This is a genomic window from Bradyrhizobium sp. CCBAU 53421 (genome assembly GCF_015291625.1).
Taxonomy (GTDB): domain Bacteria; phylum Pseudomonadota; class Alphaproteobacteria; order Rhizobiales; family Xanthobacteraceae; genus Bradyrhizobium.
Map to the genome: position 1 here is coordinate 1254467 of NZ_CP030047.1, position 22820 is coordinate 1277286.

Here is a 22820-nt window from a genome sequence, read left to right on the forward strand (position 1 = left end):
AGCTGATTGCTGGACGTATCGGGGCGGGCAGCCGCGATGCGCGCGTGGGAGGCCTTACGGGTTGGAGGGTGGATTAGCACCTCAATTCCGCAAGTCCAAGGCGATGAAACGCCCCAAAACGGGGAAAAGTTGCCCAAAACGGCCCAATTTCATTGAACGGTGCATAGTTCTGCGCCGCCGTTGCGCTTCCCTCGCTTGCCACGTAAATTTCGTCCGCTAAACGCTTGCCGAACCGCCGCTTTTGCCGTGAGGCAGGCCTGTCTCCAGCAGGCTACCCAGCCGACCGACTAGAAGGGTCCACACCGCGTGTCATGAGTGATCGTCTCGCCAACGGGTCTGGCAATACCGAGGCACCGCTTGCCGATATCGATGCTGCGACAAAGCGGCTGATGGCCGCGCTCGATGCGCTGGAGAGCTCGGTCGAGCGCCGCCGCGAGGCCGACCGCGACGAGAACGAACTGGCGGCGCGGATCCAGGCGCTCGGCGCCGATCGCTCACGGCTTGCCGACGAGCTCGACGGATCGCTGGTGAAGACGCGCAAGCTCGAGCGCGTCAATCGCGACATCGCAGAAAAGCTCGACGCGGCGATCGGCACCATTCGCGCCGTGCTCGATGGCGGAGAAGGCAGATGAGCCACATCAACGTCACCATCAATGGCCGGCAATACCGGATGGCCTGCGAGGAGGGCCAGGAGGTGCGGCTGTTGAAGCTCGCGGAAAATCTCCAGCAGCGCGTCGAATCCCTGCGCGGCAAGTTCGGCGAGATCGGCGATGCCAGGCTCACCGTGATGGCGGCGCTCACCGCCTGCGACGAATTGGTCGATGCGGGCGCGCGCATCCGCAGCCTCGAGGAAGAGATCGAACAGCTGCGCAACGCCCGCACGGCCGCCACCGACCGCGCCCGCGCCACCCAGACCGCGGTCTCCAACGCGCTCAACGCCGCCGCCGAGCGGATCGAGCGCACCACGCAGGTGCTCAACCGCACCATCGGCGGCGGCATCGCGATCGGGTGATCTTGCTCCACCCTCCCCTGGAGGGGGAGGGTCGTATCGCATCGCGCGAAGCAAGATGCGATACGGGGTGGGGTGAAAGTCTCTCCACCTGTGGACCGCCCGTGTTGAGAGATCACCCCACCCCGTCTCACATTCGCTTCGCTCATTGTGAGCCGACCCTCCCCCTCCAGGGGAGGGTGAAGGGAAAGCATGAGCTCTGCGTCTTCCTTACCGCTGGCGAATTGCGACAACGATAGCTAGATTAGCCCCCGCGAAGCTGCGTCGTGCGTCAGGAGCCATATATCCCCGGGGCCTTATCGATCCTTTAGGGAACTGTCCCTGGCCGGGTCCGTGGACCCGGACATATGGTGCCCACCTACTTTCGTAGGGAACTCCGGGATCGAGTGCTTCAACGGCCTCTGCGGCTTCGCACTGATTTTTGCTGTTGCCTTGTCGTCGCGCTGCGGCGGTTTGATTAGCAGTTTCCCCGCAACGGGTCTCGTCATCGGCTCGCCCGCTGGCAGGCTCTCGCGGGGCGTCCAGTGCGCCGCGGCCTGGTCAAACGAATGCTAGCGTTTCTGGAGTGCCGGCTCGTTCGCGTTTTGCGGACGATGACAGCGGAAGATGGATCATGCACGCAGCTCCATCGAAGGCCGAGCTTCGGGCGCTTGCCCTCGCCAAGCGCGACGCGCTGAGCGATGAGCAGCGCGCGACGGCTGCCGAAGCGCTCGCCAAGCGCGGCGCGCCGTTCGAGATCACGCAAGGCATGATCATCTCGGGCTATGCGCCGATCCGCAGCGAGATCGATCCGACGCCGTTGTTGAAGAAGCTGGCGGACAAGGGTGCGCGGCTTGCGCTGCCCTGCATCAATGCGCGCGGCCAGTCGCTGACGTTCCGCAGCTGGTCGCCGCAGGACCGGCTGATGCTCGGGCCGCTCGGCATTCCCGAGCCGTCGCCGGCCGCCGCCGAGGTGCATCCCGACGTCATGCTGGTGCCGCTCGCGGCATTCGATAAGCTCGGCCACCGCATCGGCTATGGCGCCGGCTATTACGACTATACCTTTGCGCATCTGCGCAAGGCCAAGCATGTGATCGGGGTGGGGGTCGCCTTTGCTGCACAGGAAACCAAGGCCATTCCGGCGCTGTCCCACGACGTCCCGCTCGATTATGTGCTAACGGAGCGCAAGACGTTCGATTTCCGGAGTAGCTAGCCTTGCGTATTCTCTTCGTTGGTGACGTCGTCGGCAGGACCGGCCGCACCGCCATATCAGACCATCTTCCCGGCATGATCAGAGACTGGTCGCTCGATCTCGTCGTCGTCAATGGCGAGAACGCCGCCGGCGGCTTCGGCATCACCGAGGCGATCTATCAGGAGCTGCTCGATGCCGGCGCCGACGCGATCACGCTCGGCAACCACGCCTGGAATCAGAAGGAGGCGCTGGTGTTCATCGAGCGTGCGCCGCGCCTGATCCGGCCGTTGAATTTCCCGCGCCATTCGCCGGGCCGCGGCGCCACGCTGGTCGACACCAAGAGCGGCAAGCGCGCGCTGATCATCAACGCGATCGGCCGCGTCTTCATGGAGCCGTCCTCGAACGATCCGTTCAGCGCGATCGAGCGCGAGCTCGAGGCCTGCCCGTTGCGCGAGGGCTGTGACGCCATCGTGCTCGATTTCCATGCCGAGGCTACCTCCGAGAAGCAGGGCGTCGGCTTCTTCTGCGACGGCCGCGTCAGCCTCGTGGTCGGGACCCATACCCATGTGCCGACCGCCGATCATCAGGTGCTGCCCGGCGGCACTGCCTATATGAGCGATGCCGGCATGACCGGCGACTATGATTCGGTGATCGGCATGCAGAAGGAGGAGCCGCTGCAGCGCTTCCTCACCGGCATTCCTTCCGGCCGTTTCGAGCCAGCCGGAGGCGTTGCGACGCTGAGCGGCGTCGCGGTCGAGACCGACGATGCGACCGGGCTTGCGGTCAAGGTCGCGCCGGTGCGCGCCGGCGGGCGGCTCGAGCCCACCGTGCCGGGGTTTTGGACCTGATCAATATTGCGGATTGGTGATCACGATATGAGTGTCTCGGCGAAGTGGCTGAAGGGACTTATCGAGACCGAGCTTGCAACAATTGATCATGAGGCCACCGTGGCCTTCATCAGACAGCGGTTAGTCGAACCGCATGCCGTCATGAGGGACTGGGACTATGGCTCGTCAGCGCAGCAATATCCGTGCTGGACTGCATTCGAGGACCGCAGCTGGGACTTGGCGTTGGCCTATTGCAATGAAGGCCACGGTCCTCAAAGACCGTGGGGAATGGTGTCGATTAGCGAGAGTGGGCCGCTCGCATCAATAGGAATGGACACGAGCTGGCATCCTGGCTTCGTTGCCGCGTTTCTCGACAGTGGGGTCGCATCAGAATTGCCGATATGGCGTGTCTATCGACAAAATGATGATCTAACCTTCACGCCCCTTACGTCGTCTGGTGAGTGGAAGGCGGCGTGGGAGAGCCGGGATCATTTTGCAGAACACCCTAAGGAAAACCGCTTCTTCGTGTTGGACGCCCTGCGAGATCCAAATCAGTGGTTGGCGCCCTAATTCGAAGGCTGCCGAGATCAAGAAGGGCTGCGACGGATAGCTCGCTGACCTTTGATTTCGTCCTGCGGACGGCTCGAGCCCGCAGTGCCGGGGTTCGCACTATTTCGGAATAATAGAAGAGTACGTCTGAGTTGCCCGACGTGTCAAGCGCCATGCCGGGCGCCGGCAGCTGCCGGCTACTGTGCATGGGGTTGTTTTGCATTTTTTGGCAATGCCGGCCCGGGGGCTGGCCTAGCTTTGCCGGAATCCCATCCGGAATGCGCCCCAGTGGCGGCCGCCGACGATGATCGGTGACGACAGATCCTTCATCAGCACGAAATTACCGCCGCCCATGTCGCGGCGATAGGTCTGCAGAAGGAACGGCTTGGTGTTGGCCGCGACCTTGCTCACCGCGCGGTCGTTGAACAGCCGGCGGTTGCGGCAATTGGCGTTGTTCCACACCGGGTCCGGTCCCTGCGGCAGCCGGTAGTTCGGATTGTGGGTCGGCAGATAGCCGCTCCGCGCCCAGGCGACGCAGAACACGATGCGCGGATCGGTCTTCTGGATCGGATCCTGGATCGCGGGCAGCACGCGGTCGGTGAAGCTGACATAGTCGGTCAGGTATTGCTTCGGATTGGTGCCGGCGATCTCGCGATAATTCTCGTCCATCAACTGCGCGAGCGTGATCTCGCCGCGTGCGACGGCATTCTCGAACAGCTCCGAGATCTGTCTTGCGGTGTCGATCACGACGCGGATCAGCGGCGCATCGCTGGTCTCGACGCCGCTGTCGGCGATGGTCACGATCAGGCTCTCGGAGAGCTCGAGCAGCTTCGCGACGCGGCCGTCGGCGTGCTTGAGGTCGCGCGAGGAGAGGTCGACGCCCTTTGCGAGCTCGTTCAGCTCCGCGATCACGGTGTCGCAGTGACCGAGATTGGAGGTCGCGGCGCGCGCCACGCTGCCGATCTCGGCGCCGACCGATGAAAAGCCCTCCTGCACGCGCACGATGATGCTAGATATCTGCTGGGCGCCTTCGCCGGCGCTTTTCGCGCGCAGCGAGGCATCGCTGCTCTCGCCGATCAGGCTGCCGATCTGGCCGTCGAGATCGCGCACGGTGTCGGAAATCTGATGCGTCGCCTGGCGCGTTGCTTCCGCAAGGTTCTTCACCTCGCTCGCGACCACGGCAAAGCCGCGGCCGGCATCGCCGGCGCGCGCGGCCTCGATGGTGGCGTTGAGCGCCAGCAGATTGGTCTGCTTGGCGATTGCCTCGATCGAACCGGAGACCTTGGCGACCTGGCTCAGTGCGGAGCCGACCGCGGCGAGCCGCGCCTCGATCCGGCCCACCGCCGCGACGAGCTCCGCGATATGGCTGACCGCCGTCTCGACCGCGCTCCGCGATTCCGCGATCTGGCCGACCGCGGCGGATGCGGTCGTTTGCACCGCCTGCGATGCGTTGGCGATGTCGTGATTGGCCGAGACCATCGTCTCGGCGGTCTGCTGCAGATGATGGAACCGGTCCGACTGGCTGCTGACGCGGTTGGCGACCTCCTGGACGTTGCCGGCGATGTCGGCAAGCTCGACCCCGAGGCCGCCGATCCGGTCGGCAAGCTGGTCGACCAGCCGTTCGGCCAGCGTCCGGTTCGATGATGTATCCAGCACTGCAAGCTGCGCAGCCGACATGTCACGTTTCCTCCGTTACGGCAGGCCGTCGCGCCGCCGCAGCATTCCCCATTCCGATTCAAAGCGTGATTCGGGCCGCCGGTCTTGCCTGAGCGCGCAGTGCGTAGCCCGGATGCGGCGCAGCGAAATCCGGGGTTCTCGTTCGCGTGCACACTGGTCCCGGATTACGCGGAGCCTGTCATCGGGCGCGCATTCGCGCGACCCGTTGGCTGCATCCGGGCTACGAAGCGTTCAGAGCTTGTAGGCGGTGCGGAAGGCGCCCCAGTGCCGGCCGCGCACGCGGATCGGCACGTCGATCTCGCGCATCATCACGGTGGTGCCGTTGCCCATGTCGCGCGCATAGCTTTGCACCAGATAGGCGCGCTCATTGTGCGCGGCGGCGAGGCCCGCGGGATCGTTGAAGATACGACGATTGCGGCAATTGGCGGTGTTGTAGGCGACGTCGCCCGGCCGCTGCGGCTGCGAGTAGATCTTGTTGTGGACCGGCAGATAGCCGTTGCGGTCGACCGTCGCGCAGAACGCCAGGCGGTTGTCCCTGGCGAGGAATGCCTCGAGCGAGGCGGGCAGCGCGCGATCCGCCCAGTCCAGCATTCTGGTGCGGTATTGCACCGGATTGGTGCCCGGTATCTCGACATAGCCGGTGTCGAACATGTCCGCGATCGTGATCGCGCCGCCTGCCAGTCCGTCCTCGAACAGTCTGCTCAGCGCGCGGCCGGCTTCCATCGCGCGGGTGACGAGCTCGGCGTTCTCCTCGTGGATCGCCCACATCCGGTCTTCGATCTTTTCGCGCAATTCGGCGGTCGCGGCCTCGAAGCGGGCCTGGCTGCCTGCCTTGGAGCGGTCGCCGATCCTGATCCGGCAGGCGCCGATATCCCGCAAGGTCGCGCTCAGGGTCTCATGGGCCGGCAGCCTCTCGGCATCGGGCCCGCCGATCAGGATGCCGTCCATCGCGATCTCGTAGACCGGCGCGGTGACGATGCCGCGCGCGGTCGTGATCTCGATCTTGAGGCTGCAGGGCAGCCGCTCGTTCTTGCGCGGATCGCAGCGCTCGTCCTGGCGCAGCAGCACCGCGCAGCGCGCCTTCAGCTTCTGGGCGAAGGCGGTCACCGCCTTGCCGGCCTTGGCGACATTGTCGCCATGCGCGGCGGCTTCGCGCGTCGCACTGTCGATCTCGCCGGCGCTGGTGCCGACCGAGACGATGAAATGGGAGGCGGAGGCCGCGTTCTGGCCCATCTCGCCGGTGATCTGGTTCTGCTCGGCGACCGCGCCGTTGACGTTCTCGAACACCGGCCGGATCGCTTCGATCGCCTGCGAGATGCGGTGGACCGCATCCGCCGATCCGGTGGCGTCCTTCTGCAACGCCTCGATCTTGCGGGTGATCTCCTCGGTCGCGCTCTGGGTCTGCACGGCGAGCGCCTTGACCTCGGTGGCGACCACCGCAAAACCCTTGCCGGCGGCGCCGGCGCGCGCCGCCTCAATGGTCGAGTTGAGCGCGAGCAGCGTGGTCTGCCGCGCGATCTGCGCGATCAGATTGACGACGTTGCCGATCGCGGCCGAGGATTCGCGCAGGCGATCGACATTGGCGGTGGCCTCGCGCGCAGCGGCCGCGGCATCATCGGCGAGCTGGCTCGCGCTGCGCACCTGCGCGCCGATACCTTCGGCGGAATGGGTGAAGCGGTCGGCGGCCTCGGAGAACGTCGTCGCGGTACTCTGCGCGTCGCTGCTGCGGCCGGTCAGCGCGTCGGTACGGGCGCGGATGGTCGCAAGCTTGGCGGCCGTCGCCTCGGCGCCGTCGGCCACCGAGCCTGCGGCGCGCTCGAGCTGGCGGATCATCGCGCCGAGCTCGAGTTCCAGCAATTCCAGGATTTCCTTCGACGAATCCTTGGCCGAATCAGTCTCGGTCGAGACATCAGCCGCGGTTGGAACCTGCGGCGCGCCAGCGGGCGCAGCCGGCTCCGGCACTTGCTTTCGAAACAAACCGAACGCCATGGGGGCTCTATGGGGCTGTTGGAAGTTGCGGCGGGACGGGCGATCCTCGCATCCGGGCGTGAAGTCATGGTTAACAAGTGCCTCATATTCCGGCTTGCGGTAGTATTCCCCTGCCGGACGGCCCCTGCCGACCTTTGATTTTGACCGCCAGGGGCCTATAAGGCCGCGTTTTCCACCCCTGTTCAGACCCTACGCTCGAAGAGACGTCGCATGGCCGGCCATTCCCAATTCAAGAACATCATGCACCGCAAGGGCCGGCAGGATGCCCAGAAGTCGAAGCTTTTCGGCAAGCTGGCCCGCGAAATCACCGTCGCGGCCAAGCTCGGCACCCCGGACCCGGCGATGAACCCGCGGCTGCGCGCTGCCGTGGTCGCAGCCCGCGCCGAGAACATGCCCAAGGACAATATCGACCGCGCCATCAAGAAGGCCGCGGGCAATGAGGGCGAGAACTATGACGAGATCCGCTACGAGGGCTACGGCCCCGGCGGTGTCGCCGTGATCGTCGAAGCGCTGACCGACAACCGCAACCGCGCCGCCTCCGACATCCGCTCCTTCTTCACCAAGTCGGGCGGCAATCTCGGCGAAACCGGCTCGGTCGCCTTCATGTTCGACCGCACCGGCATCATCGAGTACGACGCCAAGGTCGCCTCCGACGACGCCATGCTGGACGCCGCGATCGAGGCCGGTGCCGACGATGTCGTCTCGAGCGAAGCTGGCCACGAGGTCTACGCCTCGCAGGACACCTTCCGCGAAGTGGCAAAGGCGCTGGAAGCGAAGTTCGGCGAGCCGCGCAAGGCGGCGCTGACCTGGAAGCCGCAGAACACCGTCGCGGTCGACGACGAAACCGGCGAAAAGCTGCTCAAGCTGATGGACCTGCTCAACGAGCACGACGACGTGCAGAACGTGTACGCCAATTTCGAGGTCTCCGACGCGCTGCTCGCGAAGATGGGCGGTTGACGGTTTGCTCGGCCGTCATTGCCGGGCTTGACCCGGCAATCCATCAAAAGCAAAAGCGCTTTCTTAATCGATGGATGCGCGGGTCAAGCCCGCGCATGACGACTGTAGGTGTTGTGCTTTCCCGGGTATGACCGCGCCGTTTGTGTTTCGTTCTCCCGGCGCAGGCGGTATCACTTCCCCATGACATCGCAGCCGATTCGCTCTCCCGTCCGCATCATCGGTATCGATCCGGGTCTCCGCCGCACCGGCTGGGGTGTGATCGAGACCGAGGGCAACCGTCTGGTCTATATCGGCTGCGGTTCGGTCGAGCCACCGGACGATCTGCCTCTGGCGAGCCGGCTGCTCGCGATCCATGAGGGGCTGGCCGCCGTGCTCGGCGACTACCGGCCGGCGGAAGCCGCGGTCGAGCAGACCTTTGTCAACAAGGACGGCGTTGCCACGCTGAAGCTCGGCCAGGCCCGCGGCGTCGCCATGCTGGCGCCCGCAATGTTCGGTATCTCGGTCGCCGAATACGCGCCGAACCAGGTCAAGAAGACCGTGGTCGGCGCCGGTCATGCCGAGAAGAATCAGATCCAGGTGATGCTGAAGATCCTGCTGCCGAAAGCCGAGCCGCCGTCCGCCGACGCCGCCGACGCGCTCGCGATTGCGATCACCCACGCCCATCACCGCCAGAGCACCGCGCTGCGGCTTCGGGTGGCGAACCTATGATCGGCAAGCTGAAGGGCCTGATCGATTCCTATGGCGAGGATTATGTGATCCTCGACGTCGGCGGCGTCGGTTATCAGGTGCATTGCGCGAGCCGCACCTTGCAGGCGCTGCCACAGCCGGGCGGCGCGGCGGTGCTCTCGATCGAGACCTATGTCCGCGAGGATCAAATAAAACTGTTCGGCTTCCGCTCGGATCTCGAGCGCGAATGGTTTCGCCTGCTGCAGACCGTGCAGGGCGTCGGCGCCAAGGTCGCGCTTGCGGTGCTCGGCACGTTGCCGCCGACCGATCTCGCCAACGCCATCGCGCTGCGCGACAAGGCGGCGGTGGCGCGCACGCCGGGGGTCGGGCCGAAGGTCGCCGAGCGCATCGTCAGCGAATTGAAGGACAAGGCGCCGGGCTTTGCCGACGTCGATCCGGCGGTGGTGCATCTGTCCGGCGCGATTGACAATAACCGCGCGCCGCGTCCGGTCACTGATGCGATCTCCGCGCTGGTCAATCTCGGCTACGGCCAGCCGCAGGCGGCCGCCGCCATCGCCGCCGCCTCGCGCAGTGCCGGCGAGAAGGCCGAGACCGCGCAGCTGATCCGGCTGGGCCTGAAGGAATTGTCGAAGTGAACACGCCCTCGCGCATGGTCTCGCCCGAACGCCGCTCCGACGATGTCGGCGACACTGCGCTGCGTCCGCAGTCGCTGACGGAATTCGTCGGCCAGGCCCAGGCGCGCAAGAACCTCTCGATCTTCATCGAGGCCGCCAAGAAGCGCGGCGAGGCGCTCGATCACGTGCTGTTCGTCGGTCCCCCCGGCCTCGGCAAGACCACGCTGGCGCAGATTGTCGCGCGCGAGCTCGGCGTCGGCTTCCGTGCCACCTCCGGTCCCGTGATCGCCAAGGCCGGCGACCTCGCGGCGCTGCTCACCAATCTGGAAGAGCGCGATGTGCTGTTCATCGACGAGATCCATCGCCTGAGCCCAGCGGTCGAGGAAGTGCTCTATCCCGCGATGGAGGATTTTCAGCTCGATCTGATCATCGGCGAAGGTCCCGCAGCGCGCTCGGTGAAGATCGAGCTGTCGAAATTCACCCTGGTCGGCGCGACGACGCGCGCGGGCCTGCTCACCAATCCGCTGCGCGACCGCTTCGGCATTCCGATCCGGCTCAATTTCTACACCGTGGAAGAGCTGGAGAAGATCGTCACCCGCGGCGCCCGTGTGCTCAATATCGGCATGAGCGCTGATGGCGCCAACGAGATCGCGCGCCGCGCCCGCGGCACGCCGCGGATCGCCGGGCGCCTGCTGCGCCGGGTGCGCGACTTTGCCTCCGCCGCGGATGCCGACGCCATCGATCGCGGCATCGCCGACCGGGCGCTGAGCGCGCTCGAGGTCGACAGCGCCGGGTTAGACGCGATGGACCGGCGTTATCTCTCCACCATCGCCTTGAACTATGGCGGCGGTCCGGTCGGCGTCGAGACCATGGCGGCGGCGCTGTCGGAGCCGCGCGATGCGATCGAGGACATCATCGAGCCTTATCTGATCCAGTGCGGCTATCTGCAGCGCACCCCGCGCGGCCGGCTGCTGACCTCGCACGCCTTCCGCCATCTCGGCCTCGCCGAGCCGAACCGCGATCCCTCGCAGTTCGGCCTGTTCGGCGGCAATGGCGACGAGGACTGAGGCATGATCCGGAAAAGTGCGAAGCGGTTTTCCGGAGAAGATCATGCCCAAACAAAGGTCTCGCTCTCGAAGACGTGAAGAGACGTGTTGATGCGGCGCGTCACGGCCGACGGTAACCTTGCCCGCTAACCATTGCGAAGTCTCTGCAGCTTGTCTGCACAAACGTGGCCCAATTTCGCTCCAATCAAAGGGCCTATCATGGATCAGGCATCACCGGTCACACGTCCATGATTTCACGTCGTCATTTACTACGCGGGTTCGGCGGATTGACCGCCGCCACCGCCTCGACCGCGGCCTATGGTCTGAGCGAGCCGGTCGTCCGCCTCACGCTGACGCGTTACGACCTGTCGCCGCGGCAATGGCCGGCGGACTTTCCGCTGAAGATCGTAGCGCTCGCCGACATTCACGCCTGCGATCCTTGGATGTCGCTCGATCGCATCGCCGAGATCGTCGAGCGGACCAATGGGCTGAACCCCGACATCGTCGTGCTGCTCGGCGACTATGTCGCGGGGCTGCGCCACGTCACCCGCTTCATTCCGGCATCCGAATGGGCCGCGGTGCTCAAGGACCTGAAGGCGCCGCTCGGCGTCCATGCCGTGCTCGGCAATCACGATTACTGGGAAGACAAGACGGTGCAGCGCCTTGGGCAGGGCACACCGGTCGCGCGCCGTGCGCTGGAGCGCGCGGGCATCCCGGTCTACGAGAACGACGCGGTGCGGCTCGTCAAGGACGGCCGCCCGTTCTGGCTCGCCGGTCTCGGTGACCAGCTCGCCTTTATGGCGGCGCGGCGCTATCGCGAGATCAGGCGCATCGGCGTCGACGATCTCAACGGGACGCTGGCAAAAGTCACCGATGATGCGCCGGTGATCCTGCTGGCGCACGAGCCCGACGTCGCGCTCCGCGTGTCCTCGCGCGTCGCGCTGCAGCTGTCCGGCCACACCCATGGCGGCCAGATCCGGCTGCTCGGCTGGTCGCCGGCGGTGCCGGTCAAGCACGGCATGCGGCTCGCCTATGGCCATATCAAGCTGAAATGCGACGTCGTCGTCTCCGGCGGCCTCGGCTGCAGCATCATGCCGTTCCGCCTCGGCGTGCCGCCCGAGATCGTGCAGGTGACGCTCGGCGCGAAAGGGCCGGTGGTGTCCTGACCGCGCTTGCGTGATCAAGCAATTTGCGCAAAACGATTGTCGTTCCAGTTCCGAGGGCAATCGAGGGGCCGCAATTGACCTTACCCCATATCGACGGCGCGATCCGCGATGGCCGACACCATATGCAGGTCCGTGTCTACTACGAAGACACCGATTTTTCCGGCATCGTCTACCACGCCAATTACCTGCGCTTCATGGAGCGCGGGCGCACCAATCATCTCCGGTTGATGGGCGCCGAACAGAACGCGCTGTTCGAGGAGGCGCAAGAGGAGACCGGCGGCTTCGCCTTTGTCGTGCGCTCGATGACGCTGGACTTCCTCAAGCCCGCGCGGATGGACGACATGCTCGACGTCGTGACCTGGCCGATCGCGGTGAAGGGCGCCTCCATCATGCTGGCGCAGGAGGTCAGGCGCGGCGATGACGTGCTTGTGAAGGCGCAGGTGCGCGTCGCCTTCGTCAGCGGTGGCCGTGCACAGCCGATTCCGAAGTCCATCCGCGCATTAATGAAGGCCGATCTGGCTTAACTATTGGCCGATAGGAAACGCCCCATCGACTCTGCGCGGCGCGGCGATAGATTTGCGCTCTGAACAATGAGGGATCGCCGATGTCACGCCCGCCGCTGCCGCCTTTCACCCGCGAGACCGCCGCGCAGAAGGCGCGCATGGCGGAGGATGCCTGGAATTCGCGCGACCCGGTTCGGGTTGCCGGCGCCTATACCGAGGACAGCCGCTGGCGCAATCGGTCGGAGGTGTTTGCCGGCCGCGAGGCGATCGTGGCCTTCCTGACCCGCAAATGGGAAAAGGAGCTGGAGTATCGCCTGATCAAGGATCTCTGGGCGTTCGACGGCAACCGCATCGCGGTGCGCTTCCAGTACGAATGGCACGATGCCGCCGGCAACTGGTTCCGCTCCTACGGCAACGAGCAGTGGGAGTTCGACGAGCACGGCCTGATGCGCCGGCGCGAGGCCTCGATCAACGACATCGCGATCGCGGAGAAGGACCGCCGTTTCCACTGGCCCGCGCCCGGTCCGCGTCCGGCCGATGTGCCCGGGCTGGGGCAGGAGCCATTCTAGTCGTCGTCCGGCCTTCGCCGGGACGACACATGCTAAGGTGCATAGCCCGGATTTCGCTTCGCTTCATCCGGGCTACAGAAAGCGTTTGCGGGTCTCGACGAGGACTGGTTTATGCTGGTCCGCGCTGCAACCTCACCGCTTCCGCCGGACCCACTACATGCCGATTGAACGTTCCGCCGCCATCGCGCTCGCAGGCTTCTTCTTCGCGATTGCCTTCATCGTTTTCCCGATCCAGCCAAGCGCAGCGAAAGACAAGATGCGCGGGCCCGAGACCTGGGGGCCCATATTCAGACATCAAGTCGAGAGGTGTTGGCGGAAACCTGTGCGCGCCGCGGGCGATACCGCGAGCATGAAGGCCGAGGTCATGATCGAGCTGACGCGAGAAGGCAAGCTGGATGGGCAACCCGTCTTGTCTTCGGGGAGCAATTCAGCAACGTCAGAATCGGCTCGGGCCTATCAACAGAGCGCGCTCCGAGCGATTACCGACTGCCAACCCTACACCTTGCCGGCGGAATACTACGATCAGTGGAAGAAGTTCATGCCGGTCTTTACTGATACGCCGCTCGATCGCACCGGGAAGCCTGTCAGTGGGGAGCTCGATACCCGGAAGCTCTCGATCTGCCGGGGCTGCTGACTGCGGCGTCGGGTCTGCGCTGAAGGCGAGGCGCGAGCCGGGCCGTCGTGCTTCGAGACGCGCGTTCCGCGCTCCTCAGCATGACGGGCATGAGATTGAGTGTTCAGCTAGCGTTAAGCGCGCAGATTTTCGCTCAGTCACCCCCGCGCAAAGGCTTCGCCTTTGTCGCTGGAGGTGCGAGCGGAGTGAGTCTCGAAGGGTGGACGGCCCCGCGCTCGGGGGCCGCCACTTTATTGCATCCTACGCCGCTGCCTTGTGGCGGGCGATCTCGGCCTTGTAGAGCTCGAACTCTTCCGCGACCGCTTTCGCGACCGACGGCCGGGTGCGCAGGCGCTCGTAATAGGCCTTCAGCGCCGGCCATTTCGCGAGCTCGATCGGCGGCGTCGCCATGGTCCAGTTGATCACCGTGACGAGATAGGCGTCGGCGACGCTGAAATGATCGAGCAGATAGTCGCGGCCCTTCAGGTGGTCCTCGACATAGTCGAGCCGCGAGACGTATTTCTCCAGCGCGTAGGTCTTGGCCTCCGGCGGCGCCTTCTTGTCGAGCAGCGGCAGGAACAGGCCCTTGTGCAGCTCGGTGCCGATGAAGCACAGCCATTGATGCAGCTTCGAACGCTCGGCATTCGACGCGGTGCCGAGGCCGGCCCGCGGGAACTGGTCGGCGACATATTGCAGGATCGCCGCGTTCTCGGTCAGCACGACGCCATCGTCGGTGCGCAGCGTCGGCACCAGCCCGAGCGGGTTGACCTTGTTGAAGTCGGTGCCGTCGTTGCGCACCTGTTTGGTCTTCGGATCGACCTCGAGATAATTGGCCGGCTGGCCCGCTTCGTACAGCGCGACGCGGGTCGCCATCGAGCAGGCGAGCGGCGAGAAATAAAGGTCCATGGTGCCTCCTTGGGGCGGGTCTGGCGCGGGTGTCCCGGCCATTATTGATTTTTGTACTGTCTTGGATAATATTGGTGACGTCAAGGAATTAAATGCGAAATGGTACAAAAAAGTAAGAAGCCGCCATCTGCTGCCAAGATTGACGCTCCGGTCGCACCGAAGCGGCGCGGGCGGCCGCGCGCCTACGAGCCCGACGTCGCGCTCGGCAAGGCGCTCGACCTGTTCCGCCGCGACGGCTTTGCCGCGACATCGCTCGATGATCTCAGCGCGGCGACCGGCATGAACCGGCCGAGCCTCTATGGCGCGTTCGGCGACAAGCGCGAGCTCTACATCAAGAGTTACCAGCGCTACCGCGACGACGCGCGCGCGGCGATGGTCGACATTTTCCGCGCCGACGCGCCGCTGCGCGAGCGGCTGGAGCGCATCTATCGGATCGCGCTCGACATCTATCTCTCCGGCGAGTCCGGCCCGCGCGGCTGTTTCACGGTGATGACGGCGGCGTCCGAGGCGGTGTCGGATCCGGATATCCGCGGCATGGTGGTGGAGGGCCTGACCGAGCTCGACAAGGCGTTCGGCATTTGCTTCCGCCATGCCAGGGAGCGCGGCGAGCTGCCCGAGGGGGCCGATCCGGCATCACTGGCGCATCTCGCCTCCGCCACCATCCACACCATCGCGATCCGTGCCCGCGCCCGCGTGCCGCGCGGGGAACTCGAGGCGATCGTGAAGGGCGCCATCGACGTGATGTGCCGGGCCAAATAGAAGCGGCGAAATTTCTTGCCGACCAAATGTCGGTCGCTGTTTTTCGCGTCCGTCTTCCGTAAGGTTCCTCAACTCACGGAAGCGGAATATCATGGGAAAAGTCAGGACTTCAGCATTCTCGGTCTCGATCGACGGATTTGGCGCCGCGCCACGGCAGAGCCTGCAAAATCCATTCGGCGAAGGCGGCATGGCGCTGCCAGGCTGGTTCCTCCAGACGCGAACGTTTCGCCAGACGTTCGGCCAGGATGGCGGCAGCACCGGTCTCGATGACGAGGTCGCGCGCAAATCGATGGAAAATATCGGCGCCTGGATCCTCGGGCGGAATATGTTCGGCCCGATCCGCGGGCCGTGGCCGGATCATGCCTGGAAAGGCTGGTGGGGCGACAATCCGCCGTATCACACGCCGACTTACGTGCTGACCCATCACGCGCGGCCCGACATCGAAATGGAAGGCGGCACCACGTTTCACTTCGTGACCGACGGCATTGACGCCGCGCTCGAGCGGGCGCGCGCCGTTGCGGGGGACAAGGACATCCGGGTCGGCGGCGGCGTGTCGCTGGTGCGGCAATTCCTTCAGGCGCGGCTGCTCGACGAGGTGCAACTGGCGCTGTCGCCGGTGCTGCTCGGCGCCGGCGAAAATTTGTTCGCTGGCATCGATCTGCCCGCGCTCGGCTATGCCGTCGTTTCGCATGTCGCGAGCCCGAACGCCACGCACGTCACCTTCGCGCGTAAGACTTAAAGTCAAGAACGTCAGTTCAAATTGAGCGACGGACTCTGCTTCACCTCGCCCCGCTTGCGGGGAGAGGTCGGAATGCATCGTGAGATGCATTCCGGGTGAGGGGGAGTCTCCTCAAATGCAGCTATTTCCGCATATGCGGAGGCGGCCCCTCACCCCAACCCTCTCCCCGTAAGAACGGGGAGAGGGAGCGCAACGTCACGCCTGCGTCAACGGCCGAAAATTGGCCGTTGACGCGACCGCCTTTTGGTCGTACTTAACCCAAAGGTTATTTAACCGATGAGCTAAGTACATGCCGCTCGACCCCCTCAGTTCGACCTTCGCGGCGCTGGCCGATCCGACCCGGCGCGCGATCCTGGCACGGCTCGCGTTAGGGGAGACCTCGGTGATGGAGCTGGCAAAGCCGTTCGACATGAGCCTGCCGGCGATCTCCAAGCATCTGAAGGTGCTGGAGCATGCAGGCCTGATCTCGCGCGGGCGCGAGGCGCAGTGGCGGCCGTGCCGCATCGCGCCGGACTCGTTCAAGCGAGTCGACGGCTGGCTCGGGAATTTCCGCCGTTTCTGGGACGAAAGCTTCAACCGCCTCGACGGTCTGCTCGAGGAGATGAAGGCGGAGGAGGCCGCGAAGGCCCCGCCGCGCAGCAACCGCAAGGTCAGCAACCCTAAAGTCAGAGTAACCAAGGAGAAGCAACGTGGACGCACGCGTGGATAAGACGCTGAGGATCACGACCCCATCGGATTTCGAGTTCGCCATGACGCGCCAGTTCGACGCGCCGCGGCGCTTCGTGTTCGACGCCATGACGAAGCCGGAATATCTGGTGCGCTGGCTCGGCTGCGAGCAGCTCACGATGCCGGTGTGCGAAGTGGATCTCCGAGTCGGTGGCGCCTATCGCTTCGTGTTCCGGTCGTCCGAGGGCATCGAGCATGAATTGACCGGCACCTATCGCGAGGTGGTGCGCCCGGAGCGGCTGACGTTCGGCGAAACCTTCTCGATGCCCGGCTTCACCAGCGACGAATATCTCGTCATCTCGACCTTCGTCGAGGAAGGCGGCACCACCACGCTGACCACCACCATCCGCCATCCCACCAAGGAGGCGCGTGACGGTCATCTCAATTCCGGAATCGACAAGGGCGTCGAGCCTGCCTACGACCGGCTCGCGGAGGTGGTTGCCGGGATGGGCTGAGGCCCTGGCCTCTCCACTTGTCGTCCCGGCCGAGTGCGCGCTTGCGCACGGAGCCGGGACCCATAACCACAGGACATCGTTGCTGTGCAGGATGCCTCCCCGCATGCTCCAATGAGGGGCCGCGGAGATGGGTCCCGGCCTGCGCCGGGACGACACTCTGTGTGGGGTGACGGTTCAGCGCTAATAACCCCGCTTGCGATCGACGAGATTTTCGAGCGCACCACCTTGCTCATATCGCGCGATCTGCTGCGCGACGTATTTCGATATCTCGTCGGCGTCGGTGTCGGCGGCGTTGTGCGGGGTCAGCACCACCTTCGGATGGCTCCAGAACGGGCTCGCCTCGGGCAGCGGCTCGGTCTCGAAAACGTCGAGCGAGGCGGCGCCCAGCGTGCCGTCGTCGAGCGCGCGCAGGATGTCCGCTTCGTTCTGCAATGCGCCGCGGCCGGCGTTGATGATGACCGGCGCGCCGAGCGGGCTCTCGCGGTTCAGTTTCGCGAACGCATCGCGGTTCAGCACATGCCGCGTGTCCGGCGTCAGCGGCAGCAGGCAAACCAGGATGTTGGTCGCGCGCAGGAACGCGTCCAGCCCCTCGGTGCCGTGATAGCAGGTGACGCCGTCGATCCGCTTCTCGCTGCGGCTCCAGCCGACGACGCGGAAGCCGAGCGCGCGGAGCGCCTGCGCCGAGGCCGCCCCGAGGGTGCCGAGCCCCATCACGCCGACGGTGATCGCGCTTGCCGCCCATTGATAGTCCGGCGCCCAGCGCTTCGCCCGCTGCGACTCGCGCAGATAAAGCTCCTGGCGGTGATGCATCAGCACATGCAGCACGACATATTCGGTCATGCGATCGGTGAGATCGGAGACCGAAACCCGCACCAGCGGCACGTCGGGCAGCGAGCGGTCGGCCATCAGCGCGTCGACGCCGGCGCCGAGGTTGAAGATGACGCGCAGGTTCTTGAACGCCGCGAGCTCGCCCGGCTTCGGCTTCCACACCGCGGCATAGTGCACCTCGGCGGGATCGAGCGCGCCGTCCGGCAGCAGCACCACGCGACGGTCCGGGCAGACCGAGTCGAACCGCGCCTTCCAGCGCGCCGACGACCAGTTTTCCGAGCCGCCATTGATCAGCAGCGCCAGTGCGCCCTTACCCATCCCGATACCTCCAATTTCAATGTGATTTGCGTCACAGAGCGGGTCAGACCCGCGCCTTAGTCTCCTGCCATCAACCGGGGAGAACTTCCATGCGCAAGCTGATCCTGATCGCGGCTTTCATCGCAGCCACCGCCACCACAGCGCAGGCCGGCCAGAGCCGCGGCCTCGTGCTCGCAAACGCCGACACGCCGCCTCAGGCGCAACCGGCCGTTGCGCCTGAGCCGGCCGAGGCCCAGCCGGTGCCGTCGCAAGCCCAGCCGGCAGAGGCGCCGCGGCCGCAGGCGTCGCATCCGGTGAAGCGGAGCCAGGCCAGTCGCCGTGAGAGTGACGAAGCCAAGGCGCGCCGGATCGCGGCGCGTTACGGGGTCTATTGGTGATCGCAGCATCGTCGTCACGGTGATGACCTGACGCGCGATCGTCGCGGCGTCATCTCTCGCTCCACCGCCGGCATCCGGAACCTAAATTTCTTTCGCGCGCCCTGTCGGCAGCGGGCATAATCGTTCGTTCTTGCAATGAACGGAGATGCCTTTTCGATGCTGTACGCCATCCTCTGCTATCATGACGAAGACATGGTCGGTTCCTGGAGCAAGGAGCACGACGCGTCGGTCATGCAGAAATTGTCCGTCGTGCAGGACAAGCTCGCCAAGCAGGGCAAGCTTGGTCCGGTGGCGCGGCTGTTGCCGACCACCGCGGCGACCACGCTGCGCAAGGAAAACCCGCCGCTGGTGCTCGACGGCCCGTTCGCCGAAACCAAGGAGCAGCTGCTCGGCTTCTATCTGGTCGAGGGCAAGAACCTCGACGAGGTGCTCGACATCGCGCGCGACCTCGGCGAGGCCAATCCTGGCGGCACCTATGAGATCCGCCCGGTCGGCTACTTCACCCCGGGGAGCGCCAAGACGTGAGCGTGACCGACACCGCCTGGATCGATGCCGCGCTGACGTCGGCGCGTCCCCAGGCGGTTGGCGCATTGCTGCGCTACTTCCGCAATCTCGATACCGCCGAGGAAGCCTTCCAGAACGCCTGCCTGCGGGCGCTGAAGAGCTGGCCGCAGAACGGCCCGCCGCGCGATCCCGCGGCGTGGCTGATCATGGTCGGCCGCAATGTCGCGATCGACGACATCAGGCGCAGCAAAAAGCAGGAGGCGTTGCCCGACGACGACCAGGCGATCTCCGACCTCGGCGATGCCGAGGAAGAGCTCGCCGAGCGGCTCGACGGCTCGCATTACCGTGACGACATCCTGCGGCTCTTGTTCATCTGCTGCCACAAGGACCTGCCGCCAACCCAGCAGATCGCGCTCGCGTTGCGCATCGTCTCCGGCCTGTCGGTGAAGCAGATCGCGCGCGCCTTCCTGGTCTCGGAAGCCGCGATGGAGCAGCGCATCACGCGGGCCAAGGCGCGCGTCGCCGATGCCAATGTGCCGTTCGAGACGCCGGGCGCGGTCGAGCGCAGCGAGCGGCTCGCCTCGGTCGCGGCGATGATCTATTTGATATTCAACGAGGGCTATTCGGCGAGCGGCGACACCGCCGAGATCCGCTCGCCGCTGTGCGAGGAGGCGATCCGCCTCGCCCGCCTGCTGTTGCGGCTGTTCCAGAGCGAGCCGGAGATCATGGGGTTGACGGCGCTGCTGCTGTTGCAGCACGCCCGCGCCGCGGCGCGCTTCGACGCCGATGGCCAGGTGATCCTGCTCGACGACCAGGACCGCAGCCTGTGGAACGAGAAGCTGATCGCCGAAGGTCTCGCCCTGATCGACAAGGCGATGCGCCATCGCCGCAGCGGCCCGTATCAGGTGCAGGCCGCGATCGCCGCCCTCCACGCCCGGGCGGAAAAGCCCGAGGATACCGACTGGACCCAGATCGACCTGCTTTATGGTGCGCTCGAGATCATGCAGCCGTCGCCGGTGATCACGCTCAACCGCGCCGTTGCGGTCTCCAAGGTGAAGGGGCCCGAAGCCGCGCTCGAGATGATCGAGCCGTTGGCGCCGCGGCTTGCCAGCTACTTCCATTATTTCGGCGTGCGCGGCGCCTTCCTGATGCAGCTCGGCCGCAACGAGGAGGCCCGCGTCGCCTTCGACCGCGCCATCGCGCTCGCCAATACCACCGCCGAAGCGGCCCATATCCGCATGCATATCGACCGCCTGATGCGCGACAGCCAGCCGCGCAACGTGAAGGCGAAGTAGCGGTCAGAACTTGCGTCGCTCACGTTCAGTCTGAGAGACTTCCCGGGTGAACCCCTCTCCCTAACCCTCCCCCGCAAGGGGGGAGGGAACCCTTCCGCCGGTGGCTTCCTCACGTAGGATTATCTGCGCTGAATTTTGTGAACGAGCGCGAGTGAGATGAGCACCGCAATCAGGCTCCCTCCCCCCTTGCGGGGGAGGGTGGGGAAAGGGTGGCCCCGGGCGAGGCGATCGATGTTGCGCAACCCTCGCGCAACTCTTGTCGCGCTCCCGAAAAAATCTTCACCCCCTTGTCGACCTTGCATCCCTCCGTTCGTCATAAGGCAGAGCATCACCACACCTTGGGGAGCAAGCCATGCCGACGATCGTCGACACCGAAGTCTCGAAGCCCGCCCGCATCACCGGCCGCGTCCTGAGCGGGGTGGTCGTCCTTTTCCTGCTGTTCGATGGCGCGATCAAGCTGCTGCCGTTGTCCGTCGTCACCGAGACCATGGACAAGATGGGCTACGGCGCGAGCGATACGCTGGCGCGCAGCCTCGGCATCATCACCATCGTCTGCACGCTGCTGTACTCGGTGCCGCCGACCTCGATCCTCGGCGCCATCCTGCTCACCGGCTATCTCGGCGGCGCGATCGCCTCCCATGTGCGGATCGGCAGCCCGCTGTTCACCCACACGCTGTTCGGGCTCTATCTCGGCCTGATGGTGTGGGGCGGGCTCTATCTGCGCGACGGCAATCTGCGCGCGCTGCTTCCGTTCCGCCGCTGAGCTTCTTGTTTGCCGCGTTTTCTTCACGCGAACCGGTACCCACTTCGCTTGAAAACGCTTCCGTTGTCCAAATTCATCTAGGTGGAGACTGTCATGTTCGAGACCATTGCCATCGTCGCCGTCGTCCTTGCGCTCGCGATTGCCGTCATCCTCGTCCTTGCGGCGACCAAGCCGAGCACGTTCCGCGTCACGCGTGCGACCAGCATCAACGCGCCGGCGGAGCGGATCTTTCCGTTGATCGACGATTTCCGCCTGTGGACGGTCTGGTCGCCCTACGAGAACCGGGATCCGGACATGAAGCGCACCTATGGCGGCGCCGGGCGCGGGCAGGGGGCGGTCTATGCCTGGGACGGCAACAAGAATGTCGGCACCGGCCGCATGGAGATCCTGCAGTCGTCCGCGCCGTCGAAGGTCGTCATCAAGCTCGACTTCCTCAAGCCGTTCGAGGGCCACAACACCGCCGAGTTCACAATGCTGCCGCAGGGAAATGCGACCAGCGTCACATGGACCATGTATGGTCCGGCCGTCTTCATGTCGAAGGTGATGCAGGTGTTCATGAACCTGGATCACATGATCGGCAAGGATTTCGAGGCCGGTCTCGCCAATCTGAAGAAGTTGACGGAAAAATAGCGCGTTTTCGAGCGAAGTGGTTTAACGGTTCGCGTGAAGAAAACGCGTCAGAACCAGAATCCACCCAGGGAGCATGTGATGCAGGTCAACCCCTATCTCTCCTACGACGGCAATTGCGGCGCGGCGCTGAACTTCTACCAGAAGGTTCTCGGCGCGCGGATCGAGGAAACCTTCCCTTACGGCGAGGGCAATGCGGAGATGCAGACGCCGCCCGGCTGGAAGGACAAGATCATGCACGCCCGCCTGACGATCGACGGCGAGATCATCATGGCCTCCGACGCTCCGCCCGGCCACTTCCAGAAGCCGCAAGGCTTTCACGTCGCGCTGCAGGTCGAGGATCCCACGGAGGCCGAACGCCGCTTCAAGGCGCTGTCCGAAGGCGGCACGGTCACCATGCCGTTCGGCAAGACCTTCTTCTCCAACGGCTTCGGCATGTGCGTCGATCAGTTCGGCATCCCCTGGATGGTGAACTGCCCGCAGCAGATGTAATGCCGAGCAACTGGCTGGACCGTCATCCCCGCGCAACGGCTCCGCCGTTGTCGCTGGAGGTGGCCGCTCCTTCAGCGGCCCTCGAAGGATCGACGGCCCGGCTGGTGGCCGTGCATCCTTCGAGGCTCGCTCCGCTCGCACCTCAGGATGACGGAAGCAATAGCTTGACTCGTCGAGGCCATGAAGGTCGCAACTACCGGCACCGCGGATAGATCGCGGCGAGCTCGCGGCCGCGCAGCAGCAGCAGGTGCGAGGTCAAACCGCCGCGGCGCACGATCCAGCTGCGCACCGGCGCCGGGTAGGCCTGCAGCACGGCGACGGAGGCCTCGGGCTCCGCATAGGTGCGGCCGCGCTGGTCGATCGAGCGCGCGGCGTGGAAGCCGAGCACGGCGCGCCGGGTCACGCAGATGCGGTCGCCCGGCACCATCGAGAGCACCAGCGTGCAGGCCGACAGGCACGGCCCGTCGATTACCACGCGCTCGCCGGACTCGCGCACCTTGTCGAACAATTCGATGAACGGACCGACCTGCCCGCCGGGGCTGGCGAGGATGCGGACGTCGGCTTCCGCGCCGGAGACGCCGGCAAGCAGCGCTGCCATCCCCAAGATCGTCGAGATCGTCGAGATCGTCCAGATCGCCCCGATGCGCATGCGGC

28 protein-coding genes and 1 other RNA gene are annotated in these 22820 nt (G+C 65.2%); 24 read left to right on the top strand and 5 right to left on the bottom strand.

The window, feature by feature from the left end; genetic code table 11:
* Window positions 1-311: 311 nt before the first annotated feature.
* The 6 genes from XH92_RS05815 (at window position 312) to XH92_RS05840 (ending at window position 3577) form a co-directional block, all read left to right on the top strand.
* Complete coding sequence (locus tag XH92_RS05815; protein WP_194458387.1) at window positions 312-632, top strand: DUF4164 domain-containing protein; 321 nt, start codon at window positions 312-314, stop codon at window positions 630-632.
* A complete protein-coding gene (locus XH92_RS05820; protein WP_194458388.1) occupies window positions 629-1012 on the top strand; it encodes a cell division protein ZapA in 384 nt (127 codons plus the stop codon). Before XH92_RS05815 ends, XH92_RS05820 begins: the two co-directional genes overlap by 4 nt.
* A gap of 250 nt (window positions 1013-1262) precedes the next feature.
* A non-coding RNA gene (ssrS, locus tag XH92_RS05825) (6S RNA) lies at window positions 1263-1423 on the top strand.
* A 199-nt stretch (window positions 1424-1622) separates the two neighbouring features.
* A complete protein-coding gene (locus XH92_RS05830) occupies window positions 1623-2201 on the top strand; it encodes a 5-formyltetrahydrofolate cyclo-ligase (protein WP_194458389.1) in 579 nt (192 codons plus the stop codon).
* A gap of 2 nt (window positions 2202-2203) precedes the next feature.
* Window positions 2204-3028 (top strand): TIGR00282 family metallophosphoesterase, encoded by an 825-nt coding sequence (locus tag XH92_RS05835; RefSeq protein ID WP_194458390.1) that lies wholly within the window; start codon window positions 2204-2206, stop codon window positions 3026-3028.
* A gap of 27 nt (window positions 3029-3055) precedes the next feature.
* Window positions 3056-3577 (top strand): hypothetical protein, encoded by a 522-nt coding sequence (locus XH92_RS05840; RefSeq protein ID WP_194458391.1) that lies wholly within the window; start codon window positions 3056-3058, stop codon window positions 3575-3577.
* A gap of 231 nt (window positions 3578-3808) precedes the next feature.
* Here XH92_RS05840 and XH92_RS05845 read toward each other — a convergent pair whose 3' ends face one another.
* Both XH92_RS05845 and XH92_RS05850 read right to left on the bottom strand, forming a co-directional pair.
* The gene (locus XH92_RS05845; RefSeq protein ID WP_194458392.1) at window positions 3809-5233 is read right to left on the bottom strand and encodes a methyl-accepting chemotaxis protein; all 1425 of its coding nucleotides are present in this window, start codon (window positions 5231-5233) and stop codon (window positions 3809-3811) included.
* A gap of 231 nt (window positions 5234-5464) precedes the next feature.
* Window positions 5465-7222: a methyl-accepting chemotaxis protein gene (locus XH92_RS05850; protein WP_194458393.1), complete on the bottom strand. Its 1758-nt coding sequence runs from the start codon at window positions 7220-7222 to the stop codon at window positions 5465-5467.
* Between the two features lie 210 nt (window positions 7223-7432).
* On the opposite strand from XH92_RS05850, the gene XH92_RS05855 reads away from it, so the two are divergent.
* The 8 genes from XH92_RS05855 to XH92_RS05890 all read left to right on the top strand — a co-directional run bounded on the left by XH92_RS05855 (window position 7433) and on the right by XH92_RS05890 (window position 13398).
* Entirely contained in the window at window positions 7433-8179 is a 747-nt protein-coding gene (locus tag XH92_RS05855) for a YebC/PmpR family DNA-binding transcriptional regulator (RefSeq protein WP_194458394.1), read from the top strand.
* 180 nt (window positions 8180-8359) lie between these two features.
* Window positions 8360-8887: a crossover junction endodeoxyribonuclease RuvC gene (gene ruvC / locus XH92_RS05860; RefSeq protein WP_194458395.1), complete on the top strand. Its 528-nt coding sequence runs from the start codon at window positions 8360-8362 to the stop codon at window positions 8885-8887.
* Complete coding sequence (gene ruvA / locus XH92_RS05865; protein ID WP_176533597.1) at window positions 8884-9501, top strand: Holliday junction branch migration protein RuvA; 618 nt, start codon at window positions 8884-8886, stop codon at window positions 9499-9501. The genes ruvC and ruvA overlap by 4 nt, the downstream gene beginning before the upstream one ends.
* Window positions 9498-10547, top strand: a complete 1050-nt coding sequence (gene ruvB, locus XH92_RS05870) for a Holliday junction branch migration DNA helicase RuvB (protein ID WP_194458396.1) — start codon at window positions 9498-9500, stop codon at window positions 10545-10547. The genes ruvA and ruvB overlap by 4 nt, the downstream gene beginning before the upstream one ends.
* 227 nt (window positions 10548-10774) lie before the next feature.
* Window positions 10775-11692: a metallophosphoesterase gene (locus XH92_RS05875; RefSeq protein WP_194458397.1), complete on the top strand. Its 918-nt coding sequence runs from the start codon at window positions 10775-10777 to the stop codon at window positions 11690-11692.
* Window positions 11693-11766: 74 nt separating this feature from the next.
* Window positions 11767-12216: a tol-pal system-associated acyl-CoA thioesterase gene (ybgC, locus tag XH92_RS05880; RefSeq protein ID WP_050629733.1), complete on the top strand. Its 450-nt coding sequence runs from the start codon at window positions 11767-11769 to the stop codon at window positions 12214-12216.
* Between the two features lie 80 nt (window positions 12217-12296).
* Window positions 12297-12764, top strand: a complete 468-nt coding sequence (locus XH92_RS05885; RefSeq protein WP_194458398.1) for a nuclear transport factor 2 family protein — start codon at window positions 12297-12299, stop codon at window positions 12762-12764.
* A gap of 157 nt (window positions 12765-12921) precedes the next feature.
* Window positions 12922-13398, top strand: coding sequence for a hypothetical protein (locus XH92_RS05890; RefSeq protein ID WP_194458399.1), 477 nt, complete (start codon window positions 12922-12924; stop codon window positions 13396-13398).
* Window positions 13399-13638: 240 nt separating this feature from the next.
* Here XH92_RS05890 and XH92_RS05895 read toward each other — a convergent pair whose 3' ends face one another.
* Entirely contained in the window at window positions 13639-14283 is a 645-nt protein-coding gene (locus XH92_RS05895; protein WP_194458400.1) for a glutathione binding-like protein, read from the bottom strand.
* Between the two features lie 99 nt (window positions 14284-14382).
* Here XH92_RS05895 and XH92_RS05900 point away from each other — a divergent pair, with 99 nt between their 5' ends.
* From XH92_RS05900 to XH92_RS05915, 4 genes are all read left to right on the top strand, one after another.
* Window positions 14383-15042, top strand: a complete 660-nt coding sequence (locus XH92_RS05900) for a TetR/AcrR family transcriptional regulator (protein WP_194458401.1) — start codon at window positions 14383-14385, stop codon at window positions 15040-15042.
* A 91-nt stretch (window positions 15043-15133) separates the two neighbouring features.
* Entirely contained in the window at window positions 15134-15781 is a 648-nt protein-coding gene (locus tag XH92_RS05905) for a dihydrofolate reductase family protein (RefSeq protein ID WP_194458402.1), read from the top strand.
* 289 nt (window positions 15782-16070) lie between these two features.
* Window positions 16071-16490, top strand: coding sequence for a helix-turn-helix transcriptional regulator (locus XH92_RS05910; RefSeq protein WP_194458403.1), 420 nt, complete (start codon window positions 16071-16073; stop codon window positions 16488-16490).
* A complete protein-coding gene (locus XH92_RS05915; RefSeq protein WP_210345538.1) occupies window positions 16471-16962 on the top strand; it encodes an SRPBCC domain-containing protein in 492 nt (163 codons plus the stop codon). The genes XH92_RS05910 and XH92_RS05915 overlap by 20 nt, the downstream gene beginning before the upstream one ends.
* Window positions 16963-17142: 180 nt before the next feature.
* On the opposite strand, the gene XH92_RS05920 is transcribed toward XH92_RS05915, so the two are convergent.
* On the bottom strand, window positions 17143-18108 hold the full coding sequence (locus XH92_RS05920) for a glyoxylate/hydroxypyruvate reductase A (RefSeq protein WP_194458404.1): 966 nt from the start codon (window positions 18106-18108) through the stop codon (window positions 17143-17145).
* Between the two features lie 89 nt (window positions 18109-18197).
* On the opposite strand from XH92_RS05920, the gene XH92_RS05925 reads away from it, so the two are divergent.
* The 6 genes from XH92_RS05925 to XH92_RS05950 all read left to right on the top strand — a co-directional run bounded on the left by XH92_RS05925 (window position 18198) and on the right by XH92_RS05950 (window position 22166).
* Window positions 18198-18485: a hypothetical protein gene (locus tag XH92_RS05925; protein WP_194458405.1), complete on the top strand. Its 288-nt coding sequence runs from the start codon at window positions 18198-18200 to the stop codon at window positions 18483-18485.
* Between the two features lie 156 nt (window positions 18486-18641).
* Window positions 18642-19010, top strand: a complete 369-nt coding sequence (locus XH92_RS05930; protein WP_050419610.1) for a YciI family protein — start codon at window positions 18642-18644, stop codon at window positions 19008-19010.
* Window positions 19007-20284 (top strand): RNA polymerase sigma factor, encoded by a 1278-nt coding sequence (locus XH92_RS05935; RefSeq protein ID WP_194458406.1) that lies wholly within the window; start codon window positions 19007-19009, stop codon window positions 20282-20284. Before XH92_RS05930 ends, XH92_RS05935 begins: the two co-directional genes overlap by 4 nt.
* 352 nt (window positions 20285-20636) lie before the next feature.
* Window positions 20637-21047: a DoxX family protein gene (locus tag XH92_RS05940; RefSeq protein ID WP_194458407.1), complete on the top strand. Its 411-nt coding sequence runs from the start codon at window positions 20637-20639 to the stop codon at window positions 21045-21047.
* A gap of 93 nt (window positions 21048-21140) precedes the next feature.
* The gene (locus XH92_RS05945) at window positions 21141-21677 is read left to right on the top strand and encodes an SRPBCC family protein (protein ID WP_194458408.1); all 537 of its coding nucleotides are present in this window, start codon (window positions 21141-21143) and stop codon (window positions 21675-21677) included.
* Window positions 21678-21755: 78 nt separating this feature from the next.
* On the top strand, window positions 21756-22166 hold the full coding sequence (locus XH92_RS05950; RefSeq protein ID WP_194458409.1) for a VOC family protein: 411 nt from the start codon (window positions 21756-21758) through the stop codon (window positions 22164-22166).
* A gap of 193 nt (window positions 22167-22359) precedes the next feature.
* On the opposite strand, the gene XH92_RS05955 is transcribed toward XH92_RS05950, so the two are convergent.
* On the bottom strand, window positions 22360-22764 hold the full coding sequence (locus tag XH92_RS05955) for a hypothetical protein (RefSeq protein WP_246788526.1): 405 nt from the start codon (window positions 22762-22764) through the stop codon (window positions 22360-22362).
* Window positions 22765-22820: the final 56 nt, after the last annotated feature.

What these genes read in the sequence shown, in the direction of transcription:
- XH92_RS05815 (WP_194458387.1), top strand. Translation starts at nt 312, where the DNA reads ATGAGTGATCGTCTCGCCAACGGGTCTGGCAATACCGAGGCACCGCTT.
- XH92_RS05820 (WP_194458388.1), top strand. Translation starts at nt 629, where the DNA reads ATGAGCCACATCAACGTCACCATCAATGGCCGGCAATACCGGATGGCC.
- XH92_RS05830 (WP_194458389.1), top strand. Translation starts at nt 1,623, where the DNA reads ATGCACGCAGCTCCATCGAAGGCCGAGCTTCGGGCGCTTGCCCTCGCC.
- XH92_RS05840 (WP_194458391.1), top strand. Translation starts at nt 3,056, where the DNA reads ATGAGTGTCTCGGCGAAGTGGCTGAAGGGACTTATCGAGACCGAGCTT.
- XH92_RS05845 (WP_194458392.1), bottom strand. Translation starts at nt 5,233, where the DNA reads ATGTCGGCTGCGCAGCTTGCAGTGCTGGATACATCATCGAACCGGACG.
- XH92_RS05850 (WP_194458393.1), bottom strand. Translation starts at nt 7,222, where the DNA reads ATGGCGTTCGGTTTGTTTCGAAAGCAAGTGCCGGAGCCGGCTGCGCCC.
- XH92_RS05855 (WP_194458394.1), top strand. Translation starts at nt 7,433, where the DNA reads ATGGCCGGCCATTCCCAATTCAAGAACATCATGCACCGCAAGGGCCGG.
- ruvC (WP_194458395.1), top strand. Translation starts at nt 8,360, where the DNA reads ATGACATCGCAGCCGATTCGCTCTCCCGTCCGCATCATCGGTATCGAT.
- ruvA (WP_176533597.1), top strand. Translation starts at nt 8,884, where the DNA reads ATGATCGGCAAGCTGAAGGGCCTGATCGATTCCTATGGCGAGGATTAT.
- XH92_RS05875 (WP_194458397.1), top strand. Translation starts at nt 10,775, where the DNA reads ATGATTTCACGTCGTCATTTACTACGCGGGTTCGGCGGATTGACCGCC.
- XH92_RS05885 (WP_194458398.1), top strand. Translation starts at nt 12,297, where the DNA reads ATGTCACGCCCGCCGCTGCCGCCTTTCACCCGCGAGACCGCCGCGCAG.
- XH92_RS05890 (WP_194458399.1), top strand. Translation starts at nt 12,922, where the DNA reads ATGCCGATTGAACGTTCCGCCGCCATCGCGCTCGCAGGCTTCTTCTTC.
- XH92_RS05895 (WP_194458400.1), bottom strand. Translation starts at nt 14,283, where the DNA reads ATGGACCTTTATTTCTCGCCGCTCGCCTGCTCGATGGCGACCCGCGTC.
- XH92_RS05900 (WP_194458401.1), top strand. Translation starts at nt 14,383, where the DNA reads ATGGTACAAAAAAGTAAGAAGCCGCCATCTGCTGCCAAGATTGACGCT.
- XH92_RS05905 (WP_194458402.1), top strand. Translation starts at nt 15,134, where the DNA reads ATGGGAAAAGTCAGGACTTCAGCATTCTCGGTCTCGATCGACGGATTT.
- XH92_RS05910 (WP_194458403.1), top strand. Translation starts at nt 16,071, where the DNA reads ATGCCGCTCGACCCCCTCAGTTCGACCTTCGCGGCGCTGGCCGATCCG.
- XH92_RS05920 (WP_194458404.1), bottom strand. Translation starts at nt 18,108, where the DNA reads ATGGGTAAGGGCGCACTGGCGCTGCTGATCAATGGCGGCTCGGAAAAC.
- XH92_RS05925 (WP_194458405.1), top strand. Translation starts at nt 18,198, where the DNA reads ATGCGCAAGCTGATCCTGATCGCGGCTTTCATCGCAGCCACCGCCACC.
- XH92_RS05930 (WP_050419610.1), top strand. Translation starts at nt 18,642, where the DNA reads ATGCTGTACGCCATCCTCTGCTATCATGACGAAGACATGGTCGGTTCC.
- XH92_RS05940 (WP_194458407.1), top strand. Translation starts at nt 20,637, where the DNA reads ATGCCGACGATCGTCGACACCGAAGTCTCGAAGCCCGCCCGCATCACC.
- XH92_RS05945 (WP_194458408.1), top strand. Translation starts at nt 21,141, where the DNA reads ATGTTCGAGACCATTGCCATCGTCGCCGTCGTCCTTGCGCTCGCGATT.
- XH92_RS05950 (WP_194458409.1), top strand. Translation starts at nt 21,756, where the DNA reads ATGCAGGTCAACCCCTATCTCTCCTACGACGGCAATTGCGGCGCGGCG.
- XH92_RS05955 (WP_246788526.1), bottom strand. Translation starts at nt 22,764, where the DNA reads ATGGCAGCGCTGCTTGCCGGCGTCTCCGGCGCGGAAGCCGACGTCCGC.